We start from the raw sequence: 12,667 nt of genomic DNA, 5'->3' as shown, positions 1-12,667 counted from the left end.
AATACACACTAAAGCATGAAACATGCCCACCTTCTGGGCTGTTCCTGTGAATAGGTGGTGGCAGTGCTATGCTTGACTAAGCGGCCTTATTTTTTCCACCGTCATTGCCATATGGTTCTCACGCATGAGAGGTTTTTGGCGATATTCCCAAATTGTGTAATTTTTTGAACAGGTTAACAGTGCGATGTGTCATACGGGGCGTTCTGTAAGCGACTGTGTTTGCCCCAAATCGTTGAGTTATTTCTCGCGGACTGTGGTGATCGGTGGCGGACTCAGGAAATGCTTAGTTTTTTGGGAGGCTAGCAAAAGGTGCAAAAATAAAGGCCGAAACGTTAGTTCCGGCCTTCAAAGTTGGTAGCGGGGCTTGAAGCAAGGAGCAAGGGGTCAGCAAGGGGTCAGACCGCAAGGGGTCAGACCTATGAAATGATGTTTTTTGCTTCTGGCCCCGTTGCCCCCTTATTGAAATGCCGTCTAAATTTCTCCCCCAAAAGTGCCTGTATTTTTCCCCATAGGTAGAGGTGTATTGTTTTTTCACCCCTTCTAGGGAATGACCATCATGGATTGGTTTAACACGAGCAAGGCCAGCAAATGGCGGGCGGTGGCGTATTATCGCCATTCCGCCCAGGACCGGCAGGAAAACTCCGTTGAGATCCAGCAGGATCAGGTGCGCCAGTTTGCCAGCGAGCACGAAATCGAGATCATCCGCGAGTTTGCCGACCGGGGGAAGTCCGGTCTTTCAACCGAAGGTCGCGACGGCTTCAACGAAATGATCAGCGACTATGTGGAAGGCGGAAAGGAAGCCTTTGACTTTATTCTGGTGCTCGATGTCAGCCGATGGGGTCGCTATCAAGATACCGACCTCTCCGCCTATTATACCGGGCTGTGCGCAAAACATGGAAAGCAGGTGGTATTCACCTCAATCGGTTTCGGCGAGCAAAACGATCTGCTTCACGGTCTTCATCTAAGCATTGAGCGCTACCGAGCCGCCAGCTACAGCCGAGAGCTGAGCACCAAGGTTTTTAAAGGCTGCGCGAAGATTGCCAGCCAAGGCTTCCGCGCCGGAGGCATGCCCCCCTATGGATTCCATCGCTTATTGTTGGATGAGCAGCGCAATCCCGTTCAGATATTGGAAAGAGGCCAGCGCAAGAGCATTCAGAACCAAAGGGTCACGCTCACGCATGGCGCGCCGGATGAAGTCGCTGTAGTCCAGCGCATCTTCAAGGAGTTCGTTGAATGGGGTTATTCCCCCAAGCAGATTGCGTTGACCCTGAACAAACAGAACATCCCGTCACCCGGGGGGTGCCAGTGGTCGCATGCCTCGGTTCGCTCTGTACTGGAAAATGAGCTGTACGCCGGCACGATGGTCTACAACAGAACCACCCAGCGCCTCAAATCCGCCAGCCACCACAATCCAAAGGAGGAGTGGATACGTGCTGAAAACGCATTTCCGGCCATTGTGGATCCCGGACTGTTCAGCAAAGCCCAGGCGGTGATCGCGGTGGCCGAGGAAGCCCGGCGCATCAAATATTCCGCCGAGGACATGCTCGAACGCCTGCGCCATATCTATGAACAATACGGCACCGTTCGCACTTCGCTGGTCGCGGCCGACAAGGAAATGGTCTCCGCCGCCACCTACGCCAAACGCTTCAAAACCTTCACGGGAGCCTATCAGCACCTCTTTTCAGAAGTCATCGATTCTCGCCGGGCCGAAGTCACCCAGACCATAAAGCAGCTCGTGCGCGAGACGGAGGAATACGGCGATTTCATCGTATTGCGGAACTATGTGAGCATCCGCATCCAGCCCGTCATTCCATATCCCCATGGCTATGAGGAGGAGTGGACATTCATGCCCGATGTCAGCCCCGAGATCGACATCACCATTGGCGTCCCGCTTTCCAATGGCGGGAAATACGACGTATTGGGCTATCTCTTCTTTCCCCGGCTGATGACGGGTGGGCACAAAATTAAGGTTTCGACCACGACGTCGGAAAAGCTCGACCTGCACGCCTACACCCTTTCCCAGGCATTGGAAAAACTCATAGGACTGGAGGGCATTGTAAGTTGCTGAAGATTTCCGGTTCCAAGTTTGATGCAGATATAAGGTATGCGTTCCGACGGTGTAGCAACCTACTCCGAGGAGCTCAAACCGCAGTAGATGGGGTAAAATCGGAACTCCGGAGGAGGGGAATGGAGAAAATAAAAAGTACTTCCGACCCGCGCAGTATCGATTTTAAAAAGAACCTTTTTCTACATTTCCACGGAGGATTCTAGATGAAAAAGAAGAAGCAGATTACATTGATGGCGGATCGCACGTATCAGTTGATCCCCATCGACACCATCGTGGTGCTCAACTCCCGCAACCGGAACCGGCAAAAGTTTGCCGAGAATATCCGTAGCATCGAGGAGGTCGGACTGCGCAAGCCGATCGTGGTCAACGGTCGGGGCTTCTCTCGTAACGGAAAATACGAGCTGGTCTGCGGCGAAGGCCGTTTCCTTGCCCACCAAGAGCTGGGCCGGGACGAAATCGCCGCCGAGGTGATCGACTGCGACCGCAAAACCGCGTTGCTCTATTCGCTCGTTGAAAACATTGCGCGCGTGCCGCCCGGTACCATGTGGTTTGCCCAAGAAATGAAGCGGATGCATGACGGCGGATTCAATTTCTCTGAGATTGGCCGGATCGTCGGCAAGAGCGACTCCTACGTCGGCGACTATGTCCGGCTTGTCGAGCAGGGGGAGGGCCGTCTGATCACAGGTGTGGAACAGGGTCTCTTTCCCATGTCGTTCGCCATGCAGGTGGCGAAGTCCGACAACACCACCATTCAGAACGTGCTGATGGACGCCTTCGACGGCGGCGTGGTCAGCAGCTCGTCCGTGGCACGCGTGCGCCGTTTGCTTCAGCTTCGATTCAGGCATGGCAAAAGCAACAAAAGCCGAGGCCAACGGTCTGAAGGCTACTCCCTCGCAGATTTGAAACGCGAGATCGCCAAAAGCACGAAGGATAAAGAGGATTTCGTGCGCGAAACCCAACAGAAGGAAAACCGCCTGCTTCAACTGCTGATGAACCTCTCTTCGCTGATGGAGGATTCGGAGCTAATCATTCTGATGCAGACCCATGGTCTGGCGACTCCTCCAGCGCTCGAAGGAAAATACGGCGTCGAGCTGCCCGTGCCGTCTTCACCAGGCACTTAAAACCTACTTGTCCGCCGTTGCCATTGGCGGAGGAGGAAAACTTTCCTTTGGAGGAAGAGCAATGAACAAACCATCTTTAGTGTATTTCGTGTCTTTAGTGGTTCAAAATTCAGTCCACACCGCTCGCACATTTTATCTTCGTGTACGTTGCCGCTTCGCTGCCGTCACTTCATGCCAGCCTCACTGCGTGTGCGCCTTCTCGTGGCCAACAAAACCCGTCCGCCCCGTTTCGTGTATTCTGTATATTTCGTGGTTATCTCTTCCGCCCCGGCACAGCCCGCGTTTGCGCAGCATCACGCCGCACCGTTTCGTCCGCAGGGCCATCATTCTGCCTCCAAATCATTTTGCCTAAATCCCTTTCCAGTTTCAGGTTTCAAGTTTCCAGTTTCTAACCCCCCTGGAGGACTAGCAATGAATAAACCCTACCACGTGGAAGGCATCGACGTACCGCTCTCCGCCCTCAAGCCTTTGCGGGAGCGGACAAACATCAACACCGCCAAACATCGCGGCTACCTCAAGATTCTGGCGAGCATCCGCTCGCTCGGGCTCATCGAGCCATTCTGCGTCTTCCACGAAAACGGGCAATACATCATCCTCGACGGCTATCTTCGGTGGCTCGCGTTTCAGGAGCTGGAGCTCGAAACCGCCCCGTGCGTCGTCTTCAAAGACAAGGAAGCCTACACCTTCAACCGCATGGTCAACAACCTCTCCAGCTTTCAGGAGATGCGAATGCTCCGCAAATCCATGGAATCCGTTGACGAAAAAACCATCGCCGAGACCTTCGGCATGAAAACGATCCGGCACCGGCTTGCCCCGAAGCTTGTCGAACGGTTGCATCCGCAGGTGGCCCAGGCCTTCAAGAACGATCTCATCGGAAAAACCGCCGCCAGCGAAATGTCGTGCGTTAAGCCGGCGCGACAGCTCGAAATGCTCCGGGAGATGAATCGGGTTGGCGATCACACCCCGGCGTTCATCCGGGCGCTGGTTCTCAAAACGCCGCCCGAGCTTCGGCTCAACACCCCTGGCACCCGATATGGCCGGAAGAAAAACGAGCGCGAACAGCGCCTTGTCCTGGTAGAACGGTTGGAGCAGGCCGAAAAGCAGCACGACTTTTATACCAAGCTCTACCGCACCTATTCCGCCGACCTGCTCAAAATCTCCCTCTACGTCCGCAAAGTCATCACCACCCCCGAAATCCGTGAATTCATGGAGCAACGGCATCCCTCAGTGCTTGGTGAAATGAGGGCCATCGTCATGGATTCGAAATGATATACGGGGTACTGTAACGGCCATCGTATAAATCAAAGATTCAGGCCTTGATATTGGCATCGTCAGCTATGGCTCTTCAAACCGGCAGATCCGAGAGCTCGTCACGCAATAGCCGCACCTGCGCTTCATGCAAAAAAAACAGGGATGAGTTTCCATCCTGTAATTCGCACTTTCCCCTTATACCTTGCACTTGCGCTCTCCCCGTGCGCACGGGACTAGTAAATTATACCACTAAACACTGGTAAACCGATGAGTATTATAAGCGTTATAGCTTGCTGTGCGGCACTGTTTGCGATATTTTCCTTACATTTACGGTCTGGGGGGATTGGAACAGGGTGGTATGGGATTGGATTATAAGACTCTGAAGAGTCGGCGCAAAGAAATCCGGGCGACCGGAGGCCACGCGCCTACGGATTCACTACGTATTGAGCTGGCTGAAGGTTGCTGGCCCCTGTTTTCCTCCGTTGGAGCAGGGTGGAATGAATTTTTTGAAATGGTTTCATAGGTGGGGAAAATGCGGAAAACATCATTTCATAGGACTGACCCCTTTTCCCTGCTGCATTTCCGGACTGCGGGTCGAAACCTCCGTCAATGCCTCGCTGATTGATGCCTGCCACATTGTGCCCTTCAGCCAGTCGCACGACGACACCATCTCCAACGGCCTCGCCCTCTGCCCAACGCTGCACCGGGCATTTGACCGTGGCCTGGTCGCCATCGATCCCGAAAGCTTCACCGTGCTCGTTTCAAAACGTTTGTCCGAGCCGGTTACATCGACCTATTCCATCGGCCAATTCGACGGACAGCAGATACAACTTCCCGCTGATAGGCGTTATTTTCCAGGCCAGAAGAACCTGCAGGAGCATCTGTTGCGATTTGCCGAGAATTTCCAGTAGAAAAACATGGCTAGTACGCTTCCAGAGGCATCCAGTAACGACTGTGTCAACATGGAGCTGCTAATGAAACCTTTACTATGCCATGCCGAAACCGGTGTTTGTCCACCCATTGTCCATAACCTCATTGCCAAATGCTTCTCGCTCGTGCTCGTCCTGCTGTATGTTCCAAAATGGAAGCTGTCGCAGACCCGCTCGAAGCGAAGCGCAGATAATTTCCGTTCAGGAAATAGTAACGAAGTAACGGTTTATCTGAAATCAAAAATGCGGATACCTCCGGGGGAGGCTATCCATGTTTGAATGTATCGATAAGGATCTCGGAAAAAGCACGACACTTAATCAATGGCACCATATTTTTGATTCCGACTACGATCTTTTGAGTCCCTATTTGCGCCCAACCGGGGATCAGTCCCCCGTGTCCTTCTGTCCGGCCTATGCTCAGCCAACGCGGCAGTTTGACGGCAGTGCCGGAAACGAGCCGGAATGCTCTTCGTGCTGTTGCCGTGAGTCGTGTGACTTTGCTCAGAATACGTTTGGGCTTTGGAAATTCAGTCCAACCCGTCTGGCTTCACGTCTGGGCAGTGTTTTCCGTCTGACCCCGGAGCCCGAAACGCTCAAGGATGAAAGTGTGCGCATAGGCACGGTGCGTTCTAAAGCCGAGGGCTATCCGGCTTTTTTGTTGAAAGGCGGAAGCGGCGACTACGTGAAAACGGCCCAGAACGTTTTACAAAACCAACAGTGCCCCTGTTTTTTCATTACCCCCATGCACTGCCCTGAAACGGATCAGTGGTCGGCTCGGTACAAAATGGGCTATTCTTCTCTCGAAGAACAGTTCGAGCCCCATTCGTTTTCCCTTAAAAGGGGCTGCCCGGATCCGCTTCTGAAATTCAAAGCATTGAATCACAGCCCTGCCGACGTGGCCGGTGCAATAACGCACTTGGTCGAAGATGTCCGTCCCGGCGTTTTCATTGAGCATTCATTTAAGTATATTAAGTTTCCTGACGGATATCGGGTCAATCTGGTCAGAGCCCCCATACGCCGTGCCGTGGTTCGGTTTATCCATCAGCAGCTTGCTCATACAGGTTGCAGGGAGTTCGATGTGGAGGTCATGCGCGAGTCCTACAATGACGCCCACCCGAAGCACGAATGGAGGAGTGTTCGCATTCGTGAAGACCTCTTTAAGCGCCATCCCGATGATTTCGACCGTCTCTTTGACGCGGTCGATAAGGCTAATGGCCGCTACTTTATGCTCGTCTAGATCATGTAGCCGGGCTCAGGGATCGACTGAGCTCGCCGAAGTTTGATCCCGGCGCTGGAGGGGCGTGCTCTGTCACGCCCGCCCCTGCGCAGCCCGCGTTTGCACCAGCACCGCTCTGTCTCCCTCTGTCTCTCCTCTAGCGCAGCGGTTGTAAAAATCCCCTATCCCGGCGCAGCCCGCGTTTGCAAAGCATCCCGCGGCACAGTCTTCGAAATTGGAGATTCTTTGTTCAATATGAAACGTGCTAACGCACTATTTGCATTCGCAAATTATTTATCGCGTTGCTTTCAGCTGCGGTTCACCCTCTGTCCCCGCACTGTCTCCGTATTGTCCCCGTATTGTCCATAGCCCGTGTCGATGCGGGCTTTTTCATTTTCTGTCAGCTTGTTCTTCATCAACAGGAGATACTGCATGACAGCAACCAACGACGAAATTATCCAAGCCGTCTTTACGGCCGCCGACGAAGCTAAAACCCGTGCCCTCGCCATCCTTAAAGGCGAAGCCGATCCGTCATCCCTCCGGGGCGAAGGCCCCTCTGGGCCGGAAGCCGACCTCCGACCTCCGTCCTCTGAAATCGGCCCCTTGCTCATGGGCATGGGCGAAGCCGCCCGTTTCCTTGGCGTCTCCCGCGCTACGCTCTGGCGCATGATCCGCGACCAACGCTTGTCCAAGGTCGAGATCTACCACAACGCCTTCCGCCTCCGCCGCTCCGACATTCTCGAACTCGTGAACCGTCGGGAGGTCAAGCGTGATAAATACCGCTTCAGGCAGCTGTATCAGCTTGCTCACGGGGGAGACATGGTCGCAAAGGCCAACCTTTGGTTGGAATTCGAATTTGCCTACGACCACGACCCGCTTCCCGATTTCATGAAACCGCCGGCACTCCCCGTATCGCAGGCATCCTGCCTGCCTTGCCAAGAGAATGCTGTCGCAGACCCGGCAACTAATAACCCCCAACCATCAACACCAAACCGCAACGCCGAAGGCGGTGCCCAATGATCATCCGTTGCGACACTCGGGAACAAAATCCCCTCATCTTCGAGCCGTGCCGGGCCGTGCGTGGCACCATCACTACGTTCGACTATGCCGTTGAGGGTGACCACCACGCCTTTGCCGTCGAACGCAAATCGCTGTCCGACCTCATCCAGTCGCTGGCTATGTCACGCAACTTTGCCCGGGAGCTGAAAAAGATCCGCCGGGCCCGGTCAGTGCACCACATGTCCCGCATCTTCTACGTGGTCGAAGCCAATCGAGAAGATATTGAGCACTACGATTTTTCTTGTTTCAAGCGGGGCAGGGTAACGCCCCAGTTCATTTATCGGCAGCTCTCTATTCTCGAATACATCCACGACGTACACGTCATCTTTTCCGGTGACGCACTCGGGGCGGCCCGCGATGTCCACCGCATCCTCAAGCGCCGCGCCGAAGACCTTAAAGCTCAGGAGGCCTCCTCATGATTCGCTCATGTCTTTGTGCTTCCTTGCGCCTTTTCGTGGCCAACCAAATCATCCCGCACCGCAATCATTCTGCCTCAAAATTATTCTGCCTGAACTCCAACCGCACTGCCCTTTGTTTCTTCGCATCTTTGTGGTCAATACCCAGCCCGCACCGCCCTCCGTAGCCCGGTACTAAGCACCACGCACTAAGAACTAAAAACCAAGCCCTACGCACCTTTCCCTAAAACCTAACACTTAAAACTTAAATCAGGAGGCACCATGCCGACCACTCACGCAAAACATGGCCCATCATCCCTCAAAAACAAGGAAATCTGCCCCCACTGGCAGAACCGTCCCGGCTCATCCGCGGCGGCCGACGAAGGCACCCGTATGCACGAGGCCGCCGAGACGAACAACCTCGAAGACCTGAATCCCGAACAATGCGCCCAGGTGGAATCCTGCATCGACGAAGTCGCGCGTCGCCAGCAGGCGCTTAAGCCTTGCATTCGCCGCAACGAGCTGAAGCTCGAGATCGGCGGGCTTACCTTCGGCACGGCGGACGTCGTGTTGGTCGGTTCCTCTAAGGCCTGCCTGATCGACTACAAGATGGGGCGCGTCCCCGTCGATCCCGCCGAGACCAACCTGCAAGGCTGGGCCTATGCAATCGGTGTGTTCGAAGCCTTCCCCGTTGATTCGGTGACGGTTGTATTCCTGCAGCCGCGGTGCGACATCATTTCGGAACACACCTTCCACCGTACCCATGACTACGACCGCATGCGGGCACGGGTGGCCGATGTGATACGCCAGGCGGAGGATGAAAACAGTCCCTTCTGCCCGCATCCGGAAAACTGCGAATATTGCGGACGCAAGGCCGAATGCCCGGCGCTGGCATCCAAAGCGCTCGCCATCGCCGCCCAGTATGCCGATGCATTGGAGCTGCCGGATGAAATGCATCCGTCCAACATCACCGATCCGAAGCAGATGGCTCTGGCTTTGAAGCTGGCACCGGTCTTGACCGACTGGGCGCAGAGCGTCCGCAAGCATGCACTGGATATGGTGCAGGGTGGGGTGGAGGTTCCCGGCTATGGCCTGAAGTTTCGTTCTGGCCAGCGAACGATCAAGGACATCCCGCTCGTATGGGAAGTCATCCATTCCGAATTTTGCGTGTCCCTTTCCGACTTCCTTCCCGCCTGTTCCATTTCGGTAACGGCGTTGGAAAAGGCCGTCAAGAATCAGCAGGAGCACGGCAAAGGTGCATCGGCCATTCGCCGCATGAACCAGCTCCTCGCATCCGAGGGACTCTGCACCACCGGCAACGAAGTCACCTACCTGGCCAAGGAGCGGTAACCCAGTTGTAGCCGGGGGCGTTGACCCCGGTCTGTACCGCGGGCGTCCCGCCTGCCCTGTTTTGTATCGCGGGCGTCCCGCCTGCCTTGCACTAGGCACTAAGCACTAGGAACTAAGAACCAGTAACCACAACCCAAAAGGAAACAAAAACATGACCACAAAAAAAACAACCAAGAAAACATCGTTCAAAAAATCCGCATCCAAAGTTGTAGCCGGGGGCGGCGACCCCGGACAGTCCGCACCTGTGGTAAATAATACAGCAGTCGCAACGGTCCCGCCCTCTGACCTCTGTCTTCCGCACTCCGACAACCTCCCCGCCATCGGCGGTCTGCAGGGCGACTTTGCCGAAGAGGACTTTCGCCTGCCTCGCATCAACATTGTGCAGGCCGTCGGCCCTCTGTCCGAGGACTTTGAGCCCGGCTCCATCGTCTACAACAAGGATTTGATCCTGCTCGATCCCGGCTCCGACCCCAAAGTCTGGTCCGATCCGCTTAACGTCACGGTGCTCAACGCCAAGAAGCAGTTCCAGGAAAACCTCGACTATGGCGTGGAGGAAATGCCCGAAACCGTCGACACCCTTGACGAGGTTCAGGAACGAGGCGGGTGGATCGACTGGCGGGGCGACGAAAAGCCGCCGTGGCGTCCGATGCTCACCGTGCTGCTGCTCATCGAAGCCCCGTCCGATGCGTTGGCCGAAGAGTTCTCTATCCAGGGCATCGATGGCAAGGCCTACGAGCTGGCGCTCTGGACACTCAAGGGTTCGGCCTACAGCCGGGCAGGCAAAGCGATCAACACCGCCGCCCGTTTCGCCCTCCGCAATAAGGAGACCGGGCAACCGGAGCTGCACAAGGGTAAGTGGACGCTGCAGGTTCGCCGGGAAAAGCTCGGCACCAACCTCGTCTATGTCCCGCGCCTGCGCCAGCACGGCAAGCACCCGGACGAGTTCGTAGAATTCGTCACCACCCTGCTGTAGCGGTTTTTCGTAGACGATGCTTCCAGCTTCGTTACCGAGGCTGGGGGCATTCGCTTCAACCTTCAACGTTTTAAACGGTTTTCCTATGTCTGCTCCAAACTCCAAACTGCCAACCCCAAACTGCACCGCGATTCTCGCGGTGGACTTCGAAACCTACTACGACCGCGACTACTCGCTAAGAAAGATGGATGCGCGGACCTACGTCCACCACCCAAAATTCGACTGCTACCTCATGTCTATCTATGGCTATGTACCGCAGGCGTCCCGCCTGCCTTGCCCATCCTCACCGTCTTCTGATCTCTGTCTTCCGTCCTCTGAACTCTTCTCTTGGTGCGGCCATCCAAAAGACTTCTCCCAGTGGCACCTCCTCTCTGGCGCCACCCTAGTTGCCCACAACGCGGCTTTCGACTCCCTCGTGTTCAAGCGCCTTCAGGCATTGGGTGTTATTCCTGATTTCAAGTCTCAGGTTTCAGGTTTCCAGTTTCCTGTCTGGCGATGCACTGCGTCTCTCGCAGTGTATTTATCGGCGCCAAGGTCGCTCAAGGGAGCCTGTAAACAGCTCCTCGGTATTGCCGTCGATAAGACCCAGCGCGACAAAGCCAAAGGCCAGGCCAGCGGCGATCTGTTCGGTAACGAAGCAATGGCCGCCTATGCCCTGGAAGATGCCCGTCTATGTTATCTTCTTTGGGACAAGTTCAACCACCTTTGGTCTGCAGAAGAGCAGGAACTGGCCACCCTTACTTTTGAATGGGGGCAGCACGGCATAGCCGTCGATTCCCAACGGTTGGCAGCGTCTATCCGCACGTTGGAAACCCAGCGCTTCAACGCGGCGCAAGCGCTGCCATGGGTTGACGACCTTGATGAAGACACGCCGCTTTCCCACCGCAAACTGGCGGAAGAATGCCGCAAGGCCGACATCCCTTGTCCGGCATCGCTGGCTATGGACGATCCCGAATGCGCGGCATGGGAAGACAAGTATGGTGCTGACTATGCCTGGGTAGATGCCATGCGGATATTCCGTCGCACCAACATGCTGCTCAAACGCTTCCACACCGTCCGCTCCCGTTCCTTTCCTGTACCGCTGGCGTCTCGCCTGCCCTGCCGTACCGCTGGCGTCTCGCCTGCCCAGTCCGCACCGTCCCCTAATGCCCAGTGCCTAGTGCCTAATGCCTGCACTTACCACTTTCCCTACAGTCTGAAATATTTCGGTGCGGTACCAGGCCGCTGGTCCGGCGATGCTGGGTTTAACGTACAGAACATGCCGCGCGGCGAACTATTCGACGTCGATCTTCGCCGCTGCTTTATTCCGTCACCCGGTAACGTATTTATCATTGCCGACCTCTGCCAGATTGAGCCGCGCATTCTGGCATGGTTGATTGGCGACGCAGCCTTTCTCGACTTGGTACGAAGCGGCATTGATATCTACGAAGCTCATGCGCGTTCCACTATGGGCTACACCGATCCACGCCCATTAAAGGAAGTGGATTCGGATATGCGTTCCCTGGCCAAAGCGAGAACGCTTGGACTCGGCTACGGTTGCGGCCCGAAGAAGTTCGTGGCGGTGGCCAAGAATCTGGGCGGCATTGACATTACCTTTTCTGAGGCCAAGCAGACCGTGCAGGACTTCCGCTCAAAGAACCCGAAGATCACCCGCTTATGGCAGCGGTTGGATCGCGACTTCAAACGCAGCGCCGGTTCCGACTACCACATCGAACTGCCATCCGGTCGGGAGCTGCGCTACCTATCCGTCTGCAAAAATCCACGCGGCTACTATACAGCGGAGACGGAAAGGGGAGGGCGGAAGCGTATACTCTACGGCGGCCTGCTTACGGAAAACCTCGTACAGGCCACGGCTCGCGATGTCTTTGCCGAGCAGCTTCTCAATATCCACCGCTACTTATGTAGCACGGGCATCTCTGCCCGTGATCCCGCATCGCCATGTACCGCAGGCGTCCCGCCTGCCCAATCCGCACCGCAATCCCTTCAGAATTCGACATTCCCTGTTCATCATTCTGCGGTTCCCACCCCTTTCGGCCGCATCGTCTTCCATGTACACGACGAAGTAATCGTCGAGGTGCCTTTATCGATTGCAGAGCAAGCACGAGAGCAGCTCCTCGCCATCATGTCCACCACACCCGACTGGCTTTCCGGCTGTCCGGTCGAAGCCGAAGCCACCATTCACAACCATTATACAAAGTAGGGTTTTAAGTTTTATGACAACCAGTTTTCAGCCGCATCCGTCCGCACCGTCTTTGCTTTCTATGCGTTCTTTCGCGGCCAACAAACCCGTCCGCACCGCTTCTGT

The 12,667-nt window shown here is 55.4% G+C and carries 11 protein-coding genes; all 11 read left to right on the top strand.

What is annotated here, in order from left to right; translation table 11 throughout:
* The first annotated feature begins 556 nt into the window (after positions 1-556).
* The 11 genes from SCARR_RS05895 to SCARR_RS05845 all read left to right on the top strand — a co-directional run bounded on the left by SCARR_RS05895 (position 557) and on the right by SCARR_RS05845 (position 12,562).
* Positions 557-2,068: a recombinase family protein gene (locus SCARR_RS05895; protein WP_168433039.1), complete on the top strand. Its 1,512-nt coding sequence runs from the start codon at positions 557-559 to the stop codon at positions 2,066-2,068.
* Between the two features lie 203 nt (positions 2,069-2,271).
* On the top strand, positions 2,272-3,189 hold the full coding sequence (locus SCARR_RS05890; RefSeq protein ID WP_136060576.1) for a ParB/RepB/Spo0J family partition protein: 918 nt from the start codon (positions 2,272-2,274) through the stop codon (positions 3,187-3,189).
* A 411-nt stretch (positions 3,190-3,600) separates the two neighbouring features.
* The gene (locus SCARR_RS05885; RefSeq protein WP_168433038.1) at positions 3,601-4,458 is read left to right on the top strand and encodes a ParB/RepB/Spo0J family partition protein; all 858 of its coding nucleotides are present in this window, start codon (positions 3,601-3,603) and stop codon (positions 4,456-4,458) included.
* A 479-nt stretch (positions 4,459-4,937) separates the two neighbouring features.
* Entirely contained in the window at positions 4,938-5,351 is a 414-nt protein-coding gene (locus SCARR_RS05880) for an HNH endonuclease (RefSeq protein WP_136060574.1), read from the top strand.
* 63 nt (positions 5,352-5,414) lie between these two features.
* The gene (locus SCARR_RS05875; RefSeq protein WP_136060573.1) at positions 5,415-5,648 is read left to right on the top strand and encodes a hypothetical protein; all 234 of its coding nucleotides are present in this window, start codon (positions 5,415-5,417) and stop codon (positions 5,646-5,648) included.
* Positions 5,641-6,606: a hypothetical protein gene (locus SCARR_RS05870; RefSeq protein ID WP_136060572.1), complete on the top strand. Its 966-nt coding sequence runs from the start codon at positions 5,641-5,643 to the stop codon at positions 6,604-6,606. Before SCARR_RS05875 ends, SCARR_RS05870 begins: the two co-directional genes overlap by 8 nt.
* 411 nt (positions 6,607-7,017) lie before the next feature.
* Entirely contained in the window at positions 7,018-7,605 is a 588-nt protein-coding gene (locus SCARR_RS05865) for a helix-turn-helix transcriptional regulator (protein WP_168433037.1), read from the top strand.
* Positions 7,602-8,063, top strand: coding sequence for an ERCC4 domain-containing protein (locus tag SCARR_RS05860; protein ID WP_136060570.1), 462 nt, complete (start codon positions 7,602-7,604; stop codon positions 8,061-8,063). The genes SCARR_RS05865 and SCARR_RS05860 overlap by 4 nt, the downstream gene beginning before the upstream one ends.
* Positions 8,064-8,321: 258 nt before the next feature.
* Positions 8,322-9,389, top strand: coding sequence for a DUF2800 domain-containing protein (locus SCARR_RS05855; RefSeq protein WP_136060569.1), 1,068 nt, complete (start codon positions 8,322-8,324; stop codon positions 9,387-9,389).
* 151 nt (positions 9,390-9,540) lie between these two features.
* Positions 9,541-10,362: a hypothetical protein gene (locus SCARR_RS05850; protein WP_136060568.1), complete on the top strand. Its 822-nt coding sequence runs from the start codon at positions 9,541-9,543 to the stop codon at positions 10,360-10,362.
* Positions 10,363-10,447: 85 nt separating this feature from the next.
* Positions 10,448-12,562 carry a DNA polymerase gene (locus tag SCARR_RS05845; protein WP_168433036.1) on the top strand — a complete coding sequence of 705 codons (2,115 nt, stop codon included), beginning with the start codon at positions 10,448-10,450 and terminating at the stop codon, positions 12,560-12,562.
* Positions 12,563-12,667 lie beyond the last annotated feature (105 nt).

The organism is Pontiella sulfatireligans (assembly GCF_900890705.1).
GTDB classification, from domain to species: Bacteria; Verrucomicrobiota; Kiritimatiellia; order Kiritimatiellales; family Pontiellaceae; genus Pontiella; species Pontiella sulfatireligans.
This window is presented reverse-complemented; position numbering and strand designations above follow the sequence as displayed.